The organism is Streptomyces sp. PH10-H1, assembly GCF_030063355.1.
Taxonomy (GTDB): domain Bacteria; phylum Actinomycetota; class Actinomycetes; order Streptomycetales; family Streptomycetaceae; genus Actinacidiphila.
Genome location: NZ_JASISZ010000101.1, coordinates 1 through 23354, shown reverse-complemented (window position 1 = coordinate 23354; position 23354 = coordinate 1). Strand labels below are relative to the sequence as shown.

The window sequence follows — 23354 nt, the reverse complement described above, 5'->3', positions numbered from 1 at the left end:
CCCTCGACGAACTCCACACCGCCTGCACCGAGCAGGGGGTTCGCGCCCGCAAGGTCCCGGTCGACTACGCCTCCCACACCAGCCACGTCGAACACATCAAGGACGACCTCGCCCGCGTACTCGCCGGTCTGGCGCCGCAGACGCCGCTCATCCCCATGTACTCCACCCTCAACGGCGACTGGCTGGACGACACCACGCCCCTCGACGCCACCTACTGGTACCGCAACCTCCGCCACACCGTGCAATTCGCCCAGTCCACCCAGGCATTGGCCGCTCAGGACCACCACGTCTTCATCGAGGTCAGCACCCACCCCGTGCTCACCACCGCCATCCAGGACATCCTGGAGGTTCAGGACGTCGCCGCTCCGGTGGTCACCGGCACCCTCCGCCGTGATGACGGCGACCTGGAACGGTTCTTCACGTCCCTGGCGAGCCTGCAGGTGAGGGGCGTACTGGTCGACTGGTCACCGGCTCCGGACGGCGCCACGCACCGGCCGGTGGAACTGCCGACCTACGCCTTCCAGCGGCAGCGGTACTGGCTGGCCGAGACGGGCAGCAGCGGCAATGTCAGCGCGGCGGGCCTGGACTCCTCCGAGCACCCGCTGCTCAGCGCGGTCGTCGAACTCCCGGGCTCCGGCGGCGTACTGGCCACCAGCCGGATCTCCCTGGCCACCCACCCGTGGCTGGCCGAACACGCCGTCGAAGGCGTGGTGCTCGTCCCGGGCACGGCACTGATCGAACTGGCCATCCGGGCCGGCGACAAGGCCGGTACGGACGTGGTGGACGAGCTCGTCCTCGAAGCGCCGCTGGCGCTGCCGGAACTCACCGCCGTACGGATCCAGGTGGCCATCGGCGGAACGGACGACGCCGGCCGCCGCAGCGTGACCATCCACTCCCGCCAGGACCACACCGACCCCGACGCGTCCTGGACCCGGCACGCCGCAGGCTTCCTCACCACCGGAACCCGCACGCCGACCGGCGACCTCACCGTCTGGCCGCCGAAGGACGCCGAAGCCGTCGCACTCAACGACTTCTACGACCGGCGGTTCGCGGCCGGCTACGGATACGGGCCGGTCTTCCAGGGTCTGCGGAAGGTCTGGCGGCGCGGCGACGAGATCTTCGCCGAGGTCGCCCTCCCGGATGAGGGAGTCAAGGACGCCGCCGCGTTCGGACTGCACCCCGCCCTGCTGGACGCGGCCCTGCACGCGAGTGCCTTCTCCGGCGGTGACCAGGAGACCAGAAAGGATCAGGAGACAGCAAAGGAGACGGCTGGACAGACCGTGCTGCCCTTCGCCTGGGACGGTGTGGCGCTGCACGCCAGGGCCGCATCTGCCCTGAGGGTGCGGATCGCGCCCAACCGAGCCGACGGCATCTCGCTGGAGGCCGTGGATCCGAACGGCGCCCCGGTGATCTCCGTCGCGTCACTCGTGTTCCGGCCGGTCTCCGTCGACGGGCTCAGCGCCGACGCCGGTCTCGTGCGCGACGCGCTGTTCCACCTGGAGTGGTCGCCGGTGGCACCGGCAACGTCAGGACCCTCCGCGCCGGCGCAGGGCTGGCCGATCGTCGACCTTACCGCGGCCACCGAGGGCATCCACGAGCGGACCGCTCGGGTACTGGCCGAGGTCCAGAGCTGGCTGACGGGTACGGATCAAGGGGACGCGCGTCTGGTCGTGCTGACCCGCGACGCCGTCACGGATCCGGCGGCCGCCGCCGTCTGGGGCCTGGTCCGCTCCGCGCAGGCCGAACACCCGGACCGGATCGTGCTCGTCGACATCGACGGCACCAGCGAGGCCCGCGGCGCAATCCCCCAGGCACTGGCCACCGGTGAGCCGCAGATCGCCTTCCGCGACGGGGCCCTGTCCGTACCGAGGCTGGCGCGGACCGTCGTCGACCCCGACCGCGAGGGCTGGACGGTGAACCCGGAAGGCACCGTGCTGATCACCGGTGGCACGGGCGGCCTGGGTAGCATCGCCGCCCGGCATCTGGTGACCGCCCGCGGCGCCCGCCGCCTCCTCCTGACCAGCCGCCGCGGACCCGACGCCACCGGAGCAGCAGAACTCCAAGCCGAACTCACCGCACTCGGCGCCCACATCACCATCACCGCCTGCGACGCCGCCAACCGCGACGCACTCGCCGCCACCCTGGCCACCATCCCCGCCGAACACCCCATCACCGCGATCATCCACACCGCAGGCGTCCTGGACGACGGCATCATCACCGCCCTCACCCCCGAGCGGCTCGACACCGTCCTCCAACCGAAGATCGACGCCGCACTCAACCTCCACGAACTCACCCGCGACAGCGCTCTGGACGCGTTCGTCCTCTACTCCTCCGCCGCCGGCACCCTGGGCAACCCCGGACAAGCCAACTACTCGGCTGCCAACGCCGCCCTCGACGCCCTCGCCCACCAGCGACACGCCCAAGGACTGCCCGCGACCTCCCTGGCCTGGGGCCTGTGGGAGGAAGCCAGCGGCATGACGGGCCACTTGGGCGACAGCGACCAGAGCCGTATGCGGCGCAACGGCGCCTCGGCGCTGAGCGCCGCGGAAGGGATGGAGCTGTTCGACGCCGCACTCCGCTCGGGCGCCGCGCATCTGGTGTCCAGCAAGATGAACTTCGCCGCGCTGCGCGCCGAAGCGGCGAGCGGTCAACTGTCGCCCCCGCTCAGCGGTTTGGTGCGCGTTCCGCGCAAGGCGGCGCAGGCGGGCGCCACTGAGGTGGATTCGCCGGTCCAGCAGTTGGCGGGGCTGGGCGAGGCCGATCAGATCCGGCTGCTGCTGGCCCTGGTACGCAGCCACGCCGAGACCGTGCTGGGCGGCGCCGACCCCATCGGGGCGGACCACGCCTTCAAGGCGGTGGGCTTCGACTCGCTGACGGCGGTGGAGCTCCGCAACCGTCTTGCCAAGGCGACCGGTATACGTCTCCCCGCCACGCTGATCTTCGACTACCCGACGCCGACGGCGCTCGCCCGGCATCTGCGGGACGAGCTCGCGCCGGCGGGCCATGACGACGACTCACTTGACGCCCGCGAGGCGGACATCCGCCGGGCGCTCGCCTTCGTGCCGCTGAGCCGCTTCCGCGAAGCGGGGGTGCTGGAGGCGCTCGTCCGGCTGGCGGACTCCCCCGGGGGCTCGCCGACGGACAGCGCGGCCGAAGAGCTGGAGCTGCTCGTGGCCATGGACGCGGACAGCCTTGTCGCCCGCGCGCTGGGCACCGTCAGCAATTGATCCGGTAGCGAATTGATCCTGTAGCCAACTGTGAACTGTGGAGGAATCCGATGGATACGCCCAACGAAAAGCTCGTTGAGGCTCTGCGCGCCTCGCTCATGGAAAACGAACGGCTGAAGCAGGAGAACAAACGCGTCAGCGCGGCGGCCAGTGAGCCGATCGCGATCGTGGGGATGGGCTGCCGGCTGCCGGGCGGGGTCTCCTCGCCCGACGAGCTGTGGCAGCTCGTCGAGCAGGGCGTCGACGCCGTCTCCGGCTTCCCCGAGGACCGCGGCTGGAACCTGCAGGATCTCTTCGACGACGATCCCGACCACTCCGGCACCTCGTACGTCGATGAGGGCGGATTCGTGTACGAGGCCGGACAGTTCGACGCCGGATTCTTCGGGATCTCACCGCGCGAGGCCCTCGCCATGGACCCGCAGCAGCGGCTGCTGCTGGAGACCTCCTGGGAGACCTTCGAGCGGGCCGGCATCGACCCGACGTCGCTGCGCGGCGGCAAGGTCGGCGTGTACTCCGGCGCGATGTACCACGACTACGCGCCCGCCCTTGAACTGTCCCCCAAGGAGCTCGAAGGCTTTCTGGGCACCGGCAACTCGGGCAGTGTCGCCTCGGGGCGCGTCTCGTACACCCTGGGGTTCGAGGGCCCGGCCATCACGGTCGACACGGCGTGCTCGTCCTCGCTGGTCGCCCTGCACCTGGCGGTGCAGGCGCTGCGCAACGGCGAGATCGACATGGCGCTGGCCGGAGCGGTCGCGATCATGAGCACGCCCGGCGTGTTCGTGGAGTTCTCCCGGCAGCGCGGTCTGGCGACCGACGGCCGCTGCAAGGCGTTCGCCGAGGCAGCGGACGGCACCGGCTGGGGCGAGGGCATCGGCCTGCTGCTGGTGGAACGGCTCTCCGACGCGCAGCGGCTCGGGCACCCCGTGCTGGCCGTCGTCCGGGGCTCGGCCGTCAACCAGGACGGCGCCTCCAACGGCCTCACCGCCCCCAACGGCCCTTCCCAGCAACGCGTGATTCGCGCGGCCCTGAAGAACGCCGGGCTGGGCACCGCCGACATCGACACCGTCGAGGCCCATGGCACCGGCACCAGTCTCGGCGACCCCATCGAGGCGCAGGCGCTGCTGGCCACGTACGGCCAGGACCGTGGACCCCAAGAGCCGCTCTGGCTCGGCTCGCTGAAGTCCAACATCGGGCACACCCAGGCGGCGGCCGGCGTCGCCGGAATCATCAAGATGGTCGAGGCCATCCGGCACGGTGTACTGCCCAAGACCCTGCACGTGGACCGGCCGTCCTCCACGGTCGACTGGTCGGCGGGCGCGGTGGAACTGCTCACCGAGGCGCGGCCGTGGCCCGAGACCGACCGTCCGCGCCGCGCGGCGGTGTCCGCGTTCGGTGTCAGCGGCACCAACGCCCACGTCATCATCGAGCAGGCCCCGCCCGTCGAATCCGCGCCGCGCGCGAGCACCGGCACCGCGGCGCCGGTGCCGTGGGTGCTGTCCGGGCGGACGGCCGGCGCGCTGCGCGGCCAGGCGGACCGGTTGCTGACCGGCGCGCAGGGGCTGGACCCGGTGGACGTGGGGTATTCGCTGGCCTTCTCGCGGGCGATGCTCGAACACCGTGCCGTCGTGGTGCCCGATGACGACGAAAGTCTCGTACGGGGTCTGAAGGCCCTGAGTCTGGGTGAGCCGGCGTCCAACGTCGTGACCGGCACCGCCGACACCGACGGCAAAACCGTCTTCGTATTCCCCGGCCAGGGCTCGCAATGGACCGGCATGGGCGCCCAACTCCTCGACACCTCACCCGTGTTCGCCGACTCGATCAACGCCTGCACACAAGCCCTGGCCCCGCACATCGACTGGTCACTGACCGACGTCATCCGCCAGACACCCGGCACCCCGACCCTGGACCGCGTCGACGTTCTCCAGCCCGTCTCCTTCGCGATGATGGTCTCCCTGGCCGCACTCTGGCGCTCCCACGGCATCACCCCCGACGCCGTCATCGGCCACTCCCAGGGCGAGATCGCCGCCGCCTGCGTCGCCGGAGCACTCACCCTCGACGACGCCGCGAAGGTCGTAGCACTACGCAGCCAAGCCATCGCCGCAGGACTCGCAGGACACGGCGGCATGATGTCCATCCCGCTGCCCCTCGACGACGTCGCCGACCGCATCCAGGCCTACGCAGGACGCCTCGAGATCGCCGCCGTCAACGGCCCCCACTCCACCGTCGTCGCCGGCGAACCCCACGCCCTCGACGAACTCCACACCGCCTGCACCGAGCAGGGGGTTCGCGCCCGCAAGGTCCCGGTCGACTACGCCTCCCACACCAGCCACGTCGAACACATCAAGGACGACCTCGCACGCCTGCTCGACGGAATCACCCCGCACACCCCCCTCATTCCCATGTACTCCACCCTCGACAGTGGCTGGCTGGACGACACCACGCCCCTCGACGCCGTCTACTGGTATCGCAACCTTCGCCACACCGTGCAATTCGCCCGGTCCACCGCCGCACTGACCGCCCAGCACCACCGCGTCTTCATCGAAGTCAGCACCCACCCCGTACTCACCACCGCGATCCAGGAGTCGTTCGGAACCGGTGTCGCCGCCGCCCGATCCGTCGCCATCGGTTCGCTGCGCCGCGACGACGGAGGTCTGCGGCGGTTCCACACCTCGCTGGCCGAACTCCATGTGCGGGGCGTGCACGTGGACTGGACGCCGGTGTTCGACGGCGCCGCACCCCGGCGGGTGGATCTGCCCACCTACGCCTTCCAGCGTCAGCACTACTGGCTCAAGACGGCCCGGCCGGCCGGCGGCGCCGAGGAGACGGCCGCGCCGTCCATAGAGCAGCAACTCGAGGAGACCGAGATGCCCGCAGAGGAATCCATCACCGAACGCCTCGCAGGACTGTCCGCGGTCGACCAGACGGCGGTGCTGCTGGAGCTGGTGCGCGCCGAAGCGGCGTTCGTGCTGGGACACCCGACCCCCGACGCCATCGAGAACGACGAGGGCTTCTTCGACGTCGGGTTCAACTCCCTGACCGCCGTCGAGCTGCGCAACCGCATGGCCGCGGCGATAGGGACCGAGCTGCCGGTGATGCTCCTGTTCGACCAGCCCACGCCGTCCATGCTGGCCGACTTCCTGCGGCAGCAGGTGCAGGCCGCCGTCGAAGTCGGCTGACCCCCACCCCCGCATCCGACCGACTTCCGACCGTTTCCGATCACGAGAGGTACCCGCCATGTTCGACGTCGATGACTACCTGGTGAAGCTGGGCTACTCCGGGCCCCGTACACCCACCCTGGAGACCCTGCGGGTCCTGCACAAAGCCCACCTCATGGCCGTCCCCTTCGACAACCTCCTGAACGAGGAGCGCGGTACGGCGATCTGGTCCGGCGTGAACATCGACGCCGACGCCGTCTTCGAAGAGGTGATCACCGGGGGCCGTGGCGGTGTGTGCTACGAACTCAACGGTCTCTTCCGTGAGTTGCTCACCCGTCTCGGATACGAGGTGGTCATCCTGTCCGCGGGCGTGCGCGGCCCGGACGGCGGTTACGGCCCGGAGCTGGAGCACCTGTTCAACGGGGTGCGCATCGAGGACGACTGGTGGCTGGCGGACGTGGGCTACTCAGGACCGTCGCTCATCGAGCCGGTGCGCGTGTCCGACGAGCCGCAGGAGCAGTACGGCTGCACCTACCGGGTCACCGAGGCCGATGAGTTCCTCGTGCTGGAGCGCAAGCCTCTCGAGGGCGAGTGGGCGCCGATCCACCGGTTCCTGCCGCAGCCCCGGCGGTTCGTCGAGTGGACCGGGGACAACCCGGGCCTCGACGCGTACGCCCAGGCCATAGCCGCCCATGTCACGTACATACGCGGCCGGGCCCTGGAGAACGGCCAGATGACCCTGACCGGCCGGCGGCTTCTGACGGTGGAGGACGGCCGCGAGAAGGTGCGCGTCCTGATCAAGCCCGAGGACTTCGACTCCGTGCTGAAGCAGATCCTGCTGCAGGACCAGCCCGTCGCCCAGTGACCGCACCGGTATCGGTACCGGTGCAAGACCCAGTGAGGGAAAGGAGTAAGCCATGCATACGTCACCTGTGAGGAGCGGTGCCTCTCACGAGGACGATGCGGACCTGCTCATCGTCGGATATGGCCCGGTCGGCCAGGTGCTCGCGAACCTGATGGCACAGCGCGGCTGGCGGGTGACGGTGGTCGAGCGCCATCCGCGCCCCTACACCATGCCGCGCGCGGTGGCTTTCGACGGGGAGGCCGCCCGCATCCTCGCCGCCGCCGGCGTCGGAGACCATCTGACCCGGGTCGGCGAGGCCTCGGGGGACTACCTCTGGCAGAACGGCAAGGGCGAGGACCTGCTGTACATCGGCGCTGCCGAGGAGCACGGCCGCAACGGCTGGCCGGAGTCGACCTCGATGTACCAGCCGGGCCTGGAGAGCGCGCTGGCCGCCCGCGGCGCGCGGATTCCGGGGCTCAGCGTGCTGCGCGGCTTCGAGGCCGTGGAGCTGGCCGAGGTGGACGACGGCGTCGAACTGGTCGTTCAGGGTGCCGGTGGTGAGCGGCGGACGATCGCCGCGCGCTGGATCGTGGGCTGCGACGGGGCGAACAGCTTCGTGCGGGACCGGATCGGCACCGGGGCCAACGACCTCGGCTTCGCCTACGACTGGCTGATCTGCGATGTGGTGCTGCACGACGGGCGCGAGTTCACGCCCAACAACCTGCAGATCTGCGACCCGGCCCGGCCCAGGACGCAGGTCTCGGCCGGACCCGGCCACCGGCGCTGGGAGTTCATGCGGCTGCCCGGCGAGAGCAAGCAGGAGCTCAACACCGTCGAGACCGCCTGGCGCATGCTCTCCCTGTTCGGCATCACGCGGGACGACGGGATCATGGAACGGCACGCCGTCTATACGTTCCAGGCCAGTTGCGCCCTCAAGTGGCGTTCCCGGCGGCAGCTGATCGCGGGCGACGCCGCCCATCTGATGCCGCCGTTCGCGGGGCAGGGGATGAGCTCCGGCTTCCGGGACGCGGCCAACATCGTCTGGAAGCTCGACCTGGTGCTCAGGGGCGTGGCGGACGAGTCCCTGCTGGACACGTACACCACCGAGCGGTGGGCGCATGTGCAGCACGCGATCGGGATGTCGGTCAATCTCGGCAAGGTCATCTGCCAGACGGATCCGGCCGCGGCCGGTGACCGGGACACCATCATGATCGCCACCCGGGAGCGGAATCTGGCCCGGCCGCAGCAGTCCCCCTTCCAGCCGCTCACCAAGGGGCTGTTGGGCAGGGACCCGGACGGCAAGCGGCTGCCCGGCGCGGGCGACCAGGTGCCGCAGCCGAGGGTGGCTCGCGGCGCCGCGTCCGGGCTGTTCGACGAGATCGTGGGCCGTGGTTTCGCCCTCGTCTCGCTCGACGATCCGCGTGACGTGCTGGACGTCGGCCGGCTGGAGTTCCTGGAGAGCATCGGCGCGCACCTGGTGCACCTGCTGCCGTCCGGCACCCCCGCCGGGCAGGCACGCGGCGGTGCGGTGGTCGACACCGAGGGCACCTGCGCGGCGTATCTGGACGGAATCGGGGCGCGCGGTGTGCTGGTCCGCCCCGACTTCTACGTCTTCGGCGGCGCGGTGGACGCGGAGGGGTCGCTCGGCCTTGTGGACGCGCTGCGCGACGCGCTCCCGGAGACCTCGCTCACCGGCTCCGCAGCCGGGCCGCGAAGCCGGTGGACGGTGTGACCGGCTTATTGACGGCCACCCGGACGACTGCCGGTCAGGTACCGGCGCCTCAAGTGCCCGCCGCCCAGGTGCCCGCCGCCGCGCTATGCCACGCGGCCGGCGAGGGCCAGGTGGTTCCTCGACTGCGTGGCCTCGGCGGCGGTACGGCCGTACGCGACCCGCGCGTCGTCGATCTCGTGCCGGTGGCGCTCGGCCCAGCCGGTGAGCGCGAGGAGCGAGTCGTAGAGCTCCCGCGCCATCGGCGTGGCGGTGTACTCCACCTTGGGCGGCACGGTGGGGTAGACGGTGCGCGTCAGCAGGCCGTCGCGCTCCAGGTTGCGCAGGGTCAGCGTGAGCATGCGCCGGCTGATCCCCTTCACCTCGCGCTCCAACTCAGTGAAGCGGGCCGGTCCCTGGGTCGTGACGAGCAGGATGCCGATACTCCACTTCCCGCTGATCCTGGCGAGCGTCTCGAGCACCGAGCACGCCTCCTGGGCCGCAGGAGTTTCACACACCTCGGCGGCGCTGACCTGCGGTGTTACATCGATGTTCCTCTGGGACATGAAAGTGCCTCCTTCCGCTCCGCCCCATGGTCCCAGACCATGGTCTCTGTAACAAGACGTGCACTGAGGAAACGATCTGTGCCCAGCCCATTCCGAACAGAACCGGCCGAACCGACCACAGGAAAGAAGTCAAAGCCGTGAATCCGACAGACACCACGCAATCCAGCTCGCGCGGGCTGGCGCTCGGCGTCCTCTGCGCGATGCAACTGATGATCGTCCTCGACGGAACGATCGTCACCGTCGCCCTTCCGACCATTCAGAACGAACTCGGCTTCACCCAGGCCGGTCTCTCGTGGGTCGTGAACTCGTACCTGATCGCGTTCGCCGGACTGCTGCTGCTGTCCGGGCGGCTCGGTGACCTGATCGGCAGCAAGAAGGTCTTCCTCGGCGGCCTGGTCACCTTCACCGCCGCCTCGCTCGTCTGCGGTGTGGCGAACAGTGAAGGACTGCTGATCGCCGGCCGGTTCGCCCAGGGCGTCGGCGCGGCACTGGCCTCCGCCGTGGTCCTCGGCATGATCGTCGGGCTCTACCCGGAGCCGGGCAAGCAGGCCAAGGCGATGGGCATCTACAGCTTCGTCTCGGCCGGCGGCGCCTCGGTCGGCCTCATCGCCGGCGGTGTCATCACCGAATCCCTCGGCTGGCACTGGGTGTTCCTGGTGAACCTGCCGATCGGTGTGGTGGCCTTCCTCGCCGGTACCAAGCTGCTCGCCTCCACCAACGGGCTCGGGCTGCGCGCCGGAGCCGACGCCATCGGCGCCGTCCTGGTCACCGGTGGTCTGTCCCTCGGCGTCTTCACGATCTCCCAGGTCGCCGAGCCGAGCAAGAGCTCCGGCCAGCTGCTGGCCTACGGCGCCGTTTCGATCGTCCTGCTCGCGGGCTTCGTCCTCCGGCAGGCCAAGGCCAGCCGGCCGCTGCTCGCGCTGCGCATCTTCCGCAACCGGGAGATCTCCGGTGCCAACATCGTCGTGATCCTGGTCTTCGCGGCCGGGTTCGGCTTCCAGTTCCTCAACGCCCTGTACCTGCAGCGGGTGCTCGGCTTCAACTCCATGCAGACCGGACTCGCCTTCCTGCCCGCTCCGCTGGTGATCGGCACGATGTCGCTGTTCTTCTCCGTGAAGCTCACCATCCGCTACGGCACCCGCCGGGTGCTGCTGACCGGCCTGGCGGCCCTCGCGGTCGGCCTGGTCCTCCTCAGCCGCGCACCGGTCGACGGCAACTACTGGCAGCACGTCATGCCGACCCTCGTCATCCAGGGCTTCGGTATGGGCCTCGCGGTCCCGGCAGTGATCATGCGGGCGATGTCCGGCGCTGCTCCCAGCGACGCGGGTCTCGCCTCCGGTCTGAACAGCACCGCCCAGCAGTCCGGTGCCGCCGTCGGTCTCGCCGTCCTGGCGACCGTGGCCACCACGCGCAGCAACTCCCTGCTCAGCAAGGGCGCCGAGAACGTCTCGGCCCTGCGTGACGGCTACAGCCTGGCCTTCCTGTTCTCCGCCGGGTTCGTGGCCCTGGGCTTCCTGGCGACGTACTTCATCCTCAAGGACGCCCCGAAGCCGGACCCCGAGGTGAGCCCCTCGCAGGACCAGCAGGACGCCGGGGAGAGCACCGGGCACCCCACCCGGGTCTCCGGTGAGGCCGTGGCCGCGAAGTAACGGACACCTCGCGACCGACCGGGGCGTGGCCTGGCACCCGCCTGCCACGCCCCGGTCGGTCGCGTTGTACGAGGCAGCCGGTACCGGCTGTGCAGGGTGGTAACGCAGTGATCCGGAAGCACACAGCGAAGCACACAGCCAAGCACACAACGAGGCACACGACAGAGAAGGATGCGGACGTGGCTGACAAGATCCGAGTCGGAGTGGTCGGAGCGCACGCGGGCCGGGGTTGGGGGCGGGCGGTCCATCTGCCGGCACTGGCCGCGCACCCGGACTACGAGGTCACCGCGGTCGCCGGTACGAGCCTGGAGTCCGCGCGGGCCGCGGCCGGCGCCTGGGGCGCCGAGCACGCCTTCGACGACCCCTACGAGCTGATGGCGCACCCGGACGTCGACCTGGTCACGATCGCGGTCCAGCTGCCGCGGCGCGACGGGCTCGTCGAGGGGGCGATCGCGGCCGGCAAGCACGTGTACAGCGAATGGCCGCTGGCCCTGTCCGCGGACACCGCGGACCGCTTCCGCGAACTCGCCGACCTCGCCGGGGTACGGCACGCGGTCGGCCTGCAGAGCAGGCACCATCCGGCGGTCCGCTATCTGCGCGACCTGGTGGCCGAAGGGCGGGTGGGCGAAGTGCTGTCCACTTCGCTGACCTACTCGATCGGCTCGCCGGAGGTCTGGTCCCAGCGGTACGCGGCCCTGTTCGACCGGACGAAAGGGGTCAACCACCTGGCGGTCGTCGGCGGGCACTCGATGGACATGTTCCGTTACGCACTGGGCGACTTCACCGAGCTGTCGGCCACGCTGGCGACGCGCATCACCCGGGTCACCATGGAGGAGACGGGCGAGGAGATCGAGGTCACCTCACCGGACCAGATCGTGGTGGGCGGCCTGCTGGAGTCCGGCGCGGCCGCGTCGGTGCACATCATGACGGGCGGGCCGCGGGGCGCGGGCTTCCGCTTCGAGGTCCATGGGCGGGCCGGCCGGCTGGTCATGCGGTCCACGGACGACAACCTGGTCGGTCCCGAGTTCACGCTCGTCCTCACCGACGGGCAGAACGGACCGACGCCGCTGCCCGTACCCGACTTCTACCGCCCGCTCCTGGCGGACGCCTCCCCGCCGGTGCGCAACGTCTACCAGGTCTACACGGACCTGGCGCGCGCGATCAGAACCGGCGAGCCCGCCGAGCCCGACTTCGGCACCGCGGCCCGGATGCACCGGGTGCTGGACGCCATCAAGCTCTCCGCGGCGACCGGCGAACGCCAGCACCTGTCCTGAGAGCCCGAGCAGACGCATGTTGGGGCCGCCTCCACAAGGGAGGCGGCCCCAACTGTGTCGTCCTCAGCGGGTGATCAGGAGGAAGAGGTGGTGGACGGGACGGCCGCGCGGCGGCGCGCGAGGCGGGCCCGGTTCCGGGCACCGGAACCGCGTTCCACGATCCACCACTCCGCGATGAGCAGCGGAATGATCCACCCCGGCCATGAGGCCATGCCCGCGCGGGTCTGGCCCCACTGGATCAGTTCGGGGATGTTCTGGGTGACGGGCGGCGGCAGGATGGTGTGGTCGTAGATCACCCCGAGTATCCGGCTGACGATGATCGACAGCGTCAGCGCGAAGCTGCGGATCATCCACCTGCGGTGATCGGTGTACCGGCGCTGCCGTGCCATCCGGAAGCCGACGACGGTGCAGGCGATCCACAGTACCGAGGTCGTCATCGTGCTCAGCTGCATGGACAGCCCGGACGGGCTGACGTATCCGACGATGATGGCGGTGACGCCCGCCGGGAGAACCCCGGCGAACACGTACAGCCGTCCGCTGGTGCGGTGCACTACGGGGTAGTGCCGGCGCAGCGAGGGCCACACCTGCAGACAGCAGCAGGTCAGCGCCACCGTGCCGAAGATGATGTGAGCCACCAGCAGCGGGTAGTGCGGCGGGAAGTCCGGATTCGCGGGAATCTTGGACTGCGCGGGGTCGAAGGTCAGATACCGCGGCACCGAGTGCAGGATGAAGACGGCGCACACGGTCGCCAGCGGGCCGACCCAGGGGCGCCGCCACCACTGCGTGGCGCGGGGCTTCCACTCGTCCGGTGGTATCGGTTCACCGGATATCAGATCCGGCTCGGTTGTTGTGGTTGTCACGACCGTTCTCCTGCCTTTCGGCTCAGTCGCCGGCCGACAGGGTCTCGCCGGTGGCCTTGTCTGTGATGCGGATCGCCCGGTACGGGCAGTAGTCCGCGGCGTCGAGTACGTCCTCGTCGGGCTCGATCCACGCGTCGACCGGAATGGACTTGGCGTTCTCCAGCCGGAACCGGTCGGGCAGGTTGCCGTTGCACAGTCCGGCCCCCATGCACACGCGCTGGTCGACCTCGATGTGCCAGCCGCTCATCGTGCTCACCACCGGACCGGCAGGCCGCTCACCCCGCGGACGACGTTGTCGACCTTCCAGGGGACCTCCTCGGCGGGTACGGCCAGTTCCAGCGTCGGCAGCCGGCGGATCAGGGTCGACAGGGCGATCTGCAGCTCGATCCGGGCCAGCGGGGCGCCCAGGCAGTGGTGGATGCCGTGGCCGAAGGCCATGTGCGGGTTGTGCTTGCGGGTCAGGTCGAGCTCCTCGGGACGCTCGAAGATCCGCTCGTCCCGGTTGCCGACCGCGGGGAAGATCATGACCGCTTCGCCGGCCTTGACCAACTGGCCGCCCAGCTCGATGTCCGCGGTCGCGATCCGGGTGTTCTCGGAGTACGGGCTCAGCGGGGTGTAGCGCAGCAGCTCCTCCACGGCGGTGGGAACCAGCTCCGGGTCGGCCAGCAGCTGCTGCCAGTAACCGGGGCGGGAGAGCAGCGTGTAGAGGTAGTTCGCCAGCTGGTTGGCCGTGGTGTGGTGGCCGGTCGCCAGCAGGGCGATGCCCATGGTGATCAGCTCCTCCTCACTGAGCCGGTCCTCGTCGTCGCGGGCCGAGACCAGCGCGGAGAGCAGATCGTCGGTGGGCTCGGCGCGGCGCTTGGCGATCAGGGTCGCCAGGTACTCCGGCAGCCGCTCGAAGCGCGCCTCGTTCATCTCCTCGAGCGTGTACGTCTCGCCCACCGTCAGCCAGGTGTCGATCCAGCCGCGGAACTTGTAGTGGTCCTCCAGCGGCACACCGAGCATTTCGCAGATCACGGTGATGGGCAGCATCCAGGCGAACTGGCCGGCCAGGTCACCGTTGGTCCTGCCCTCCGCGGTGAGCTTGTCGAGCAGGTCGTCGGCGATCTGCTGCGTCCTGGGCCGCATCTGCTCGACCCGCCGGACGGTGAACGCCTTCGCGACCAGCTTGCGCAGCCGACCGTGCTCCGGGTCGTCCATGCTGACGATGTTCTTCTCCTCGTAGGCCTTGCGCACCCGGGGTACGTCCTTGCCCACTGTCTCCGCGCGGCTGAACCGGGAGTCGGCGAGAACGACCTTGATGTCCTCGTACCGGGTGGCGAGCCAGGCTTCGCCGCCGTACTGCATGTTGACGCGGGTCAGCGCCTGCTCCGCGCGCAGCTCGGCGTACTTGGGGTGCACATCAACAGCCTCGGCCGGCGCGAAGGGGTAGTTCACTACTTCGCTGTCGGTAACCGTCATCAGACGTCAACCTTCCTTTGTATGCGTGACGTAGCTGGTCCGTTGTCCGCTCTGCGCGGTGACGCCGCGTCAGGCACCGATGGCGCGCGGGTGCGTGAAGAAGTTGTCCGGGTCGTACCGCTTGTTGACCTGGAGCAGGCGGGGGTAGTTCTGGCCGTAGTAGGCGGCCTGCCAGTCGGGCAGCAGCGGGTCGGGGAAGTTGATGTAGGACTGGCCGTTGGACAGCGGGGCGATGGTGTTGAAGCCCTTGGTGGTCCAGGCGATGGCGGCCGCGGCGTCCTCGGGGGCCGGCGTGGGGCTCTGCAGGGCGATGCCGTAGCCGACGTGGAAGAGCGTGTCGCGGTGCACATAGGCGGTCGCCGTGGGGCTGGGGTCGCCGGCCGCGCCGCCCAGGCCCATGAAGCTCAGATACCGGGTCTGTCCCGGCCGCCGGTCGGCGTCGAACGCGGCCAGGGCCGCGGCCGCTCCCGCGGCGTCGAAGGGCTGCTCGACCATGCGGGTGCGCATCCGCTGCCAGGGGGTACGGGCCAGCACGGCCTCGACGCTCGCCTCGTTGGCGAGCCCGTAGACGTGGTGCATGCCCTCGTCGAACGGCAGGTCGAGAACGGTGCTGCTGACGGGGGTGCGCCCGATCTGCGAGGTCAGCTCGGCCAGTGCCGTGTCGGCCTGGGACTTCGGCCCGTAGAAGCAGCCCTGCTGCAGGATGAACGGGGCGTTGCCCGGTGCCGCGTCGGGCACCACGATGATGACCTGGGCGCTGCTGTTGCGGGGCGATTCGGCGTACCACGCCTGCCAGGCGGGGAGAAATTCCTGGGCGTCGTCCCAGTTCCAGATCTGCTCGTAGAAGACCATGCGCGGGGCCGCGATGGGACGAACCTCGAAGTCGAGCACGACGCCGAAGTTGCCGCCACCGCCGCCGCGCAGGCCCCAGAGCAGGTCCGCGTGCTGTGTCTCGGAGGCGCGGACGACGGTGCCGTCGGCCAGCGCCACCAGCGCGGAGACCACGCGGTCGCTGCCGATGCCGTACGCCCGGCTCTGGTAACCGATGCCGCCGCCGGAGAAGAAGCCGCCGGGGCACACCGTCGGGCAGGTGCCGGTGACGAGCTGCTGGTTGTAGGGCTTGAGGGCGGTGACCGCGTCGATGCTGTGGGCGCCGGGGCCCAGGTGCACGGTGGGGTTGCCGCCGCCCTTGATGTGGTTGATCCGGGAAACGTCGAGGACCAGACCCTCACCGGTCGACCAGCCCGCGAAGTTGTGGCCGCCGCTGCGGGTGCGCAGCTGCAGGCCGTTGTCCCGGGCGAAGCGGATCGCCGCGGTGGCGTCCGCGACGGACTCCCCGTAGACGATGCCCTCCGGGGTGATCGAGTCGTACTCCGCTATCTTCCCCTGTTTGGCCGTCTCATAGGCGGCGTCCGACGGGAGCACCACATCGCCCTGGATGATGCTGCGCAGTTTGTCCCAGCCGGGTCCGGCGGCACCGCCGCCCGCCGCCGAGGCCGAAGTGGCGTTCCCGACGACTGAGGCCCCCAGGGCGAGCGCTCCTCCGGTACGAAGCAGAGACCTTCTGTTGATCATCGTTCCTCCGCTGAATAGTGAGTATGGACATCACGAGAGCGTCCCGTGTATTCAACGGCGAGACTAACCCGGACGACCGGAGCCGGAACTCCCCTAAATTCCCAAGGACTTCACTCGCGGAAAAAAGAGGGGGGTGATACGGGACTGTTCGAACGGACGGGCTATCTACACTCGCCTGGAATGGCTGCGGATCGCCGGCACGTTGGGAAAGATCGTCCACTCCTCTCTGCCGATGGATTGCGCCGCCTTGGCAGCGAAAGGAGCCCGGAAGTGCCCGCAACCATGCCGGCCGTGGATTTCGATCCACGAATACCGGAACGCACCAATCTAAAATCCCTGACGGGAATGCGGCCCTTTGCCGCACTCCTCGTCTTCTTCATTCACATATTGCAGCCCTTCGACCCGATCAAGCCGACAGGACCGATCAACCCCTTCGGCGACCAGGACGTCGCCAAGGGTCTCCAGGACTTCTTCGCCCCGGCGGGCTACATGGGGGTGTCGTTCTTCTTTCTGCTGAGCGGCTTCATCCTGACCTGGTCACTGCGTCCCGGGGACCGGGTGACCCACTATCTGCGCCGCCGCCTGGTCAAGATCTTCCCCAACCACCTGGTCACCTGGGGGGTGGCGCTGGTCCTGTTCGCCGGCGCCTACGCTCCGGTGAGCGCTTGGCTCTCCAGCCTGTTCCTGGTGAACTCCTACAGCACGGACGCCGCTCTCCAGATGGGTGTCAATCCGCCCGCCTGGTCGCTGTGTTCAGAATTGCTGTTCTACATGCTCTTCCCGCTGGCGCTGTTCGCGGTGAGCCGTATCCCGGTGAAGCGGCTGTGGCTGTGGGCCGGAGCCATGGTCGGATGCACCGTGGGCGTCGGCCTGGTCACCACATATCTCATCACCGACACCCCGAAGAACCCGATCATCCCGCTCTCGATGACGCAGATGTGGTTCAACTACACATTCCCGCCGATGCGGCTGTTCGAGTTCATTCTGGGAATGCTGCTGGCACGTATCGTCATGTCGGGCCGGTGGCCGCGGATCGGCGCAGTGCCGGTCCTGTCGCTGCTGGTGGCCGGATATGCCGCCGCGCTCTACGTACCGGCGCCGTTCAACTTCGTCTCCGCCACGATCATTCCGTTCGGTGTGGCGATCGCCGCGGTGGCGTCGGCCGATATCCGGGGGGCCCGCACCTACCTCGACGGCCGCTTCATGGTCTGGCTGGGGAATGTCTCCTTCGGTTTCTACATGTGCCAGGGAATCGTGGTCTTCTGGGGCCGGCCCGCGCTGCTGGGCACGGCCACCTACAGCACCCCGGTCGCCGTCCTCGTGGCGCTCGGCTTCTTCCTGGCGACGCTGCTCGCCGGCTGGCTCCTCCACACCCTGGTGGAGAAGCCCGCCATGCGCCGGTGGAGCAAGGCCCGCAGGACCCCGCCGCGGCGCGACCCTGCCGCACCCCGGGAAGTGGAGCACGCCTCCGCCGGATAGCCGGGGGCACCACGCGGACCACCGCCCGCGCCGGGCTCCGATCGAGCCCGGCGCGGGCGGTGCCGCGCCGGTCACCCCCGCACCAGTTCGGCCACCAGGAAGGCGAGTTCCACGGACTGCTGCGGATTGAGCCTCGGATCGCAGCTGGTCTCGTAGCGCCCGGCGAGCGCGGTGTCGTCGATCTGCTGCGCACCGCCCAGGCACTCGGTGACATGGTCACCGGTGAGCTCGATGTGCAGGCCGCCGGGGTGGGTACCCAGTTCGCGGTGCACCTGGAAGAAGCCCTTGACCTCGTCGAGGATGTGGTCGAAGTGCCGGGACTTGTAACCGCTGGCCGTCTCATGGGTGTTGCCGTGCATCGGGTCGCACTGCCAGATCACCTGGTGACCGCCGGCGGTCACCTTCTCCACGATCGCCGGCAGCACGTCGCGGATCTTCCCGTACCCCATCCGGCTGATCAGCGTGAGCCGGCCCGGCACCCCGTCGGGGTCCAGGCGCTCGACGTACTCGGCCGCCTGCTCGGGGGTGGTACCCGGACCTATCTTGAGCCCGATGGGATTCGCCAGCAGCGCGGCGAGCGCGATGTGCGCGCCGTCCAGCTGCCGGCTGCGCTCCCCGATCCACAGGAAGTGCGAGGAGAGGCTGTACAGCCGCTCGTCGCCCTCGGGACCCGCGGCCCTGAGCAGCCCGCGTTCGTAGTCCAGCAGCAGCGCCTCGTGACTGGCATAGATCTCCGTGGTGTGCAGCGCGCCGTGGTCGACGTTGCACGCCGACATGAAGCGCAGGCCGTTGTCGATCTCGGAGGCGAGTGCCTGATAGCGCTCACCGGCCGGGGAGGTGCGCACGAAATCGCGGTTCCAGTCGTGCACGCGGTGCAGGTCGGCCATGCCCGCCGAGGCCATGGCCCGGATCAGATTGAGCGTGGCGCTGGAGTGGGCGTACGCCTGGAGCATCCGGTTCGGGTCGGGGATCCTGGCGATCGGGGTGGGGGTGGCGGAATTGACGATGTCCCCCCGGTAGACGGGCAGTCCGAGGGTGTCGCTGCTGTTCGATCGCGGCTTGGCGTACTGGCCGGCGGTCCGCCCCACCTTCACCACCGGCAGGCTGGCCGCGTAGGTCAGGACCACGGCCATCTGCAGCAGAGTGCGCAGATTGGAGCGCACATGGGCCTCGGTGTTGCCGGCGAAGGTCTCGGCGCAGTCGCCGCCCTGGAGCAGGAAGGCCCGGCCCTGGGCAACCTCCGCCAGCCGGCTCTGCAGCCGGTCGACCTCGCCGGGCACCACGAGCGGCGGCATCCGCTCCAGCACACCGCGTGCTTCACGGACCCCCCCCGGGGTCCTGGTACTCGGGCTGCTGGGCCGCGGGAAGGGCGAACGCGTCATCCGCCAGTGCCCGCAGACGCGGCGGCAACGGGTCCTCGACAGGCGGCGGTTGAGGCTGGGTCGCGATAGCTGGTGACATACTGAGCAGCGTAGGAAGATGCCGCACACTGGCCGCCTATCGCGCAGTAACCGCCCGGCCACTGAGCCGCTCCCGGCCCGCCGGCCGCTCCATCCCGAAGAACTCCCGGTACAGGGCGAGCTGTTCCGACAGCATCGGGGCGCCGTACTGGATCCGCAGTCCGCGGTCCTGCGCGGCGCGCAGCAGCGGGGTCGTCCGCGGCTTCATGATGATGTCCGCCACAACCGCGCCGTCCGGCAGCTCCGCCGGGTCGAAGGGAAGCGGATCCTGCGGGCCGAGACCCGCCGGCGTGGCGTTCACCGCGATGTCCGCCGCCGCCAGCCGCGGCCGCGCCGAGCCCGTCACCCGGCCCGGCCAGCGCTCCTCCAGCTGGGACACGAGCGCGCCCACCCGTGCCATGTCCCGGTCCCAGACGTCGAGTTCGGCTCCCGCCAGCAGCAGCGCGACGGCGATGGCGCGTCCCGCCCCGCCCGCGCCCGCCAGCGCGATCCGCTTGCGGTACGGGTTGTGCCCCGCGGCCAGCAGTCCGCGGACGAATCCCTCACCGTCGAAGTTGTCCGCCTGCCAGCTTCCGTCGGCGGCCCGCCGTATCGCGTTCGTGCCGCCGCTCAACTCGGCGGCGGGGCTGACCAGATCGGCGAACCGCAGCGCGGCCGCCTTGTGCGGGACGGTGATCAGCAGACCGTCGACGTTCTCGGTGCGCTGCAGCCCCGTGATGACCTGCCGAAGGTTCTCCGGACGGGCGTGCACCGGTACGAGGACGGCGTCGGTGCCCAGTTCGACGAAGAGCGGGTTGACCATCGACGGGGCCTGGACCTGTGCGACCGGGTCGCCGATGACCGCGAACAGCCTGGTCGTACCGGTGATCTCGGGGTTACCGGTCCTGGTGCTGTCCGTGCTGCTGTCCATGGTGCTGTCCATGGCTCTCCTTGGTGGGCCGAGGCTGGGGACCGTGGCGGTCGCGGGGCGGCCGGACTGCGGCCCCCGCGTTCAGCCTCGCAGCGGTCCGGTGCGCGGCGGCGCCCCGGCGGCGGAGACAGGGAGGGGTCAGGGGGGTGGGTGAGGTGCTCCCGGCCCGGCCCGGCCCGGCCCGGATACGTCACACGGCGCCGGCAGCCGCGTCCCTGACGTCGGCGACCGCGACCGCGGCGGCGCGGTCCGGTCCCACGGCGACATCGGCGATGGACCAGCCCGCCAGGCCGGCCGCGGGGACGTCGCCGGTCCCCACGTAGTCCTCCGAGGGGTCGCGGCCCAGGCCGATCCCCAGTCCCTTGAGGTAGGCCTCCTTGCGCACCCACGCCCGTGCGAAGGCCGCCGGCCGCTCGGCCGGCGCCAAGGCCCCGAGCTCGGCGATCTCCACCCGGTGCATGACGGAGGCGACATCCGCCACCGCGTCGGCGGACGGAACGGTCTCCACGTCCACCCCCACCGGTGTGGCGGCGAACGCCAGCAGGGCGAAACTCCCGCTGTGCGACAGCGAGAAGTGCACAGCGCCGCCCGCCACGGCCGGACGGCCGTGCGGACCGCCGCACGACGGGCACTTCTCCCGGATCAGCCGCACCTCTTCCGGTGCGGTACCGAGATAGCCACCGAGCAGCAGCCGCAGCCCGACATGCGCGGCGCGGTAGCAGTCCCGGTCGGCATCGGCCCGGAAGGCCGCCGCGCTCCGCAGCTCCAGGGGATCGAGCACCGCGGGCGCCAGCCGGGCCGCGAAGTCGGCATGCCGGGCCGCGTTCACCAGCCACAGCCGGGGCGGATCGCCCGGGGCGGGAAGCCCCAGCCGCCCGACCGGCGCTTCGGGGCTGAGCTCGCTGGGAATGCGTATCGCGGCCGTATCCACCGGCCCATGGTAGATCGTCAGCCGTTCCGCGTGCGGGAGACGCGATGACGGGCGGCCGGGCACCGGGCGCGTCCCGGCTCCGGCGCAGTGCCAAACTGAGCCCGTGACCAGCACCGACCGCGACGCCGCGCCCCAGTTCGTCCTCCCGCTCGTCGTCCATATCGAGAAGGACGACCCGCCGGCGCGCACCGACGCCCTGGAGACGGCGGCACGCGCCGTGCTCACCCTGCTGTCCGACGAACGCGCGGCAGGCGCGGGCGAGGACGAGGACGAGGGCGAATGGGCCGAGGCGGTACGGAACTGGCAGGACGCCCGGATCCGCAAGGTGGTGCGCCGCGCACGCGGCTCGGAGTGGCGCCGGGCGGAAGCGCTGCCCGGCATCACCGTGACCGGCAACGCCGCCGAGGTACGGGTCTTTCCGCCCGTCCCGCTGGACGGCTGGCCGAAGGACCTGGCGAAGCTCCAGGTATCGGGCACCGACCTGGACGATCCGGAACCCCCGCCGCCGGCCGCGGACGAACAGCCGGTGCTCTGGATGAATCCCCGCCTCGACATGTCCGCGGGTAAGGCCATGGCCCAGGCGGGCCACGGCGCCCAGCTCGCCTGGTGGGAACTGTCCGACGCCGAACGCGCCGCCTGGCGCGCCGCCGGCTTCCCGCTCGCCGTCCGCACTCCCTCCCCCGCCCGCTGGTCCGCCCTCACCGCCTCCGGCCTCCCCGTGGTGCAGGACGCCGGATTCACCGAGGTCGTCCCCGGCTCCTGCACCGTCGTCTCCGACTACCTGCCGCTGCGCCGCGGCCTCGGCGCGTAGGGCAGGACAGACCCCCGGGGCCGGGCAGGCCCCGGGAGCGGGAACCTCAAATCGAGCTCTGAACCGGCCCTCCACAGGGTTCGCCCGGTGCTGCCGGGGCCATCACCCCGGCACGGCGTGTAAAGGACGCGGAGGGGGACGACATGAAGGACTTGGGTACGGGTATCGGCTGGCGGCCGGAGATCGCGGCGGCGATCGAGGAGCTGCCCGGTGTCGACTGGGTGGAGGTCGTCTCGGAGAACCTCTGCGCCGACCATCTCCCGGAACCGCTGCGGCGGCTGCGGGAGCGCGGCACGACCGTGATCCCGCACGGGGTCTCGCTGGGCCTCGGGGGTGCGGAACGGCCGGATCCCGGGCGGCTGTCGGCGCTCGCCGAGCGGGTGCTGCTGCTGGGAGCGCCACTGGTCAGCGAGCACATCGCGTTCGTCCGGGCCGGGGGGCCGATGACCGGTTCGCCGCGCCTGGAGGCCGGGCACCTGCTGCCCGTTCCCCGGACCCGGGACGCGCTCGACGTGCTCTGCTCGAATGTGCGCATCGCGCAGGACGCGCTGCCCGTGCCGCTCGCCCTGGAGAACATCGCACCGCTGATCGGCTGGCCGGACGAGGAGTTCGGTGAGGGCGAGTTCCTGTACGAGCTGGTGGAGCGGACCGGCGTACGGCTGCTGATCGACGTGGCCAATCTGCACACCAACCACGTCAACCGGGGCGAGGACCCGGTCACAGTGCTCGACGCGCTGCCGCTGGAGGCCATCGCGTACGTCCATGTGGCGGGCGGGACCGAGAAGGACGGCGTGTGGCACGACACCCACGCCCATTCCGTGACGCAGCCGGTGCTGGACGTGCTCGCGGCGCTGTGCGAGGGGACCCGGCCGCCGGGCGTCCTGCTGGAGCGGGATGAGAACTTCCCGTCCGTGGGCGAGCTGGCCGCCGAACTCGCGGCGATACGCGGCATGGTGGCCGCCGCGGACGCCAAGGAGGCTCACTGTGTCTGACTCCGGCACCGGGACGAAGGGCGGAACCGACGCCGCTGCCGCCGCCGCCCGGCAGCGCCTCGCGCTCGCGCAGACGGCGCTGCTGTCCGCGCTCGTGGCGGGCACCCCCGTCCCCGAGGGCTTCGACCGCGGCCGGATCCGCGTCCAGTCGCGGGCACTCGCAGCCAAGCGCGCCGATGTGACCGCCAAGGTGGCCCCGGAGCTTCCGGAGATCCTCGGCGACCACTACCGGCCCGCCTTCCTGCGGTACGCGGCCACGCATCCGCTGGAGGGCGGCTACCGCCGTGACGCGCTGAGCTTCGCGGAGCATGTACTGAACTCCGGTACGGGCGCGGGCACGGGCGCGGGTACGAGTACGGGCGCGGGTACGGGCGGCTCCGTCGATGCCGCCGTCCACCGCCGGCTCGACGCCTGGTGGCAGGAGCGCTCCGGCCCCGCCCCGCTGCCGAACG

The 23354-nt window shown here is 70.4% G+C and carries 14 protein-coding genes and 3 pseudogenes; 9 read left to right on the top strand and 8 right to left on the bottom strand.

Features of this window, described 5'->3' with window-relative positions:
- The 4 genes and pseudogenes from QMK24_RS36765 to mhpA all read left to right on the top strand — a co-directional run.
- A partial coding sequence (locus QMK24_RS36765; RefSeq protein ID WP_283471223.1) for a type I polyketide synthase occupies positions 1-3227 on the top strand: 3227 nt, incomplete at its 5' end.
- A 53-nt stretch (positions 3228-3280) separates the two neighbouring features.
- Positions 3281-6403, top strand: a pseudogene (locus QMK24_RS36760) (type I polyketide synthase); the annotation flags it as partial.
- A gap of 58 nt (positions 6404-6461) precedes the next feature.
- Positions 6462-7247 (top strand): arylamine N-acetyltransferase family protein, encoded by a 786-nt coding sequence (locus tag QMK24_RS36755; protein ID WP_283471221.1) that lies wholly within the window; start codon positions 6462-6464, stop codon positions 7245-7247.
- 52 nt (positions 7248-7299) lie between these two features.
- Positions 7300-8958 carry a bifunctional 3-(3-hydroxy-phenyl)propionate/3-hydroxycinnamic acid hydroxylase MhpA gene (mhpA, locus tag QMK24_RS36750; RefSeq protein ID WP_283471220.1) on the top strand — a complete coding sequence of 553 codons (1659 nt, stop codon included), beginning with the start codon at positions 7300-7302 and terminating at the stop codon, positions 8956-8958.
- A gap of 83 nt (positions 8959-9041) precedes the next feature.
- Here the strand turns inward: mhpA and QMK24_RS36745 are convergent, their stop codons facing one another.
- The gene (locus QMK24_RS36745; protein ID WP_283471219.1) at positions 9042-9500 is read right to left on the bottom strand and encodes a winged helix-turn-helix transcriptional regulator; all 459 of its coding nucleotides are present in this window, start codon (positions 9498-9500) and stop codon (positions 9042-9044) included.
- A 200-nt stretch (positions 9501-9700) separates the two neighbouring features.
- Between QMK24_RS36745 and QMK24_RS36740 the strand changes: the two genes are divergently transcribed.
- Together QMK24_RS36740 and QMK24_RS36735 are read left to right on the top strand one after the other, a co-directional pair.
- Positions 9701-11149: an MFS transporter gene (locus QMK24_RS36740; protein ID WP_502962609.1), complete on the top strand. Its 1449-nt coding sequence runs from the start codon at positions 9701-9703 to the stop codon at positions 11147-11149.
- 179 nt (positions 11150-11328) lie between these two features.
- A complete protein-coding gene (locus QMK24_RS36735; protein ID WP_283471217.1) occupies positions 11329-12423 on the top strand; it encodes a Gfo/Idh/MocA family protein in 1095 nt (364 codons plus the stop codon).
- A 74-nt stretch (positions 12424-12497) separates the two neighbouring features.
- On the opposite strand, the gene QMK24_RS36730 is transcribed toward QMK24_RS36735, so the two are convergent.
- The 4 genes from QMK24_RS36730 to QMK24_RS36715 form a co-directional block, all read right to left on the bottom strand.
- On the bottom strand, positions 12498-13283 hold the full coding sequence (locus tag QMK24_RS36730; protein WP_283471216.1) for a DUF2306 domain-containing protein: 786 nt from the start codon (positions 13281-13283) through the stop codon (positions 12498-12500).
- 22 nt (positions 13284-13305) lie between these two features.
- Positions 13306-13530 carry a ferredoxin gene (locus QMK24_RS36725; protein WP_283471215.1) on the bottom strand — a complete coding sequence of 75 codons (225 nt, stop codon included), beginning with the start codon at positions 13528-13530 and terminating at the stop codon, positions 13306-13308.
- Positions 13531-13535: 5 nt separating this feature from the next.
- Complete coding sequence (locus QMK24_RS36720; protein ID WP_283471214.1) at positions 13536-14744, bottom strand: cytochrome P450; 1209 nt, start codon at positions 14742-14744, stop codon at positions 13536-13538.
- 69 nt (positions 14745-14813) lie between these two features.
- Positions 14814-16319, bottom strand: coding sequence for an FAD-dependent oxidoreductase (locus QMK24_RS36715; RefSeq protein ID WP_283471213.1), 1506 nt, complete (start codon positions 16317-16319; stop codon positions 14814-14816).
- Between the two features lie 270 nt (positions 16320-16589).
- Here QMK24_RS36715 and QMK24_RS36710 point away from each other — a divergent pair, with 270 nt between their 5' ends.
- Positions 16590-17798, top strand: coding sequence for an acyltransferase family protein (locus tag QMK24_RS36710; RefSeq protein WP_283471212.1), 1209 nt, complete (start codon positions 16590-16592; stop codon positions 17796-17798).
- Between the two features lie 71 nt (positions 17799-17869).
- On the opposite strand, the pseudogene QMK24_RS36705 reads toward QMK24_RS36710, so the two are convergent.
- The 3 genes and pseudogenes from QMK24_RS36705 to QMK24_RS36695 all read right to left on the bottom strand — a co-directional run bounded on the left by QMK24_RS36705 (position 17870) and on the right by QMK24_RS36695 (position 21099).
- Positions 17870-19259: pseudogene (locus QMK24_RS36705) on the bottom strand (class II 3-deoxy-7-phosphoheptulonate synthase).
- Between the two features lie 36 nt (positions 19260-19295).
- Positions 19296-20180 (bottom strand): shikimate dehydrogenase family protein, encoded by an 885-nt coding sequence (locus QMK24_RS36700; RefSeq protein ID WP_283471211.1) that lies wholly within the window; start codon positions 20178-20180, stop codon positions 19296-19298.
- Positions 20181-20358: 178 nt separating this feature from the next.
- Positions 20359-21099: a 4'-phosphopantetheinyl transferase family protein gene (locus QMK24_RS36695; RefSeq protein ID WP_283471210.1), complete on the bottom strand. Its 741-nt coding sequence runs from the start codon at positions 21097-21099 to the stop codon at positions 20359-20361.
- Positions 21100-21202: 103 nt separating this feature from the next.
- On the opposite strand from QMK24_RS36695, the gene QMK24_RS36690 reads away from it, so the two are divergent.
- Positions 21203-21910, top strand: a complete 708-nt coding sequence (locus QMK24_RS36690; protein WP_283471209.1) for a peptidyl-tRNA hydrolase — start codon at positions 21203-21205, stop codon at positions 21908-21910.
- A gap of 143 nt (positions 21911-22053) precedes the next feature.
- Positions 22054-23354 (top strand): annotated as a pseudogene (locus tag QMK24_RS36685) (MbnB/TglH/ChrH family RiPP precursor modification enzyme); the annotation flags it as partial.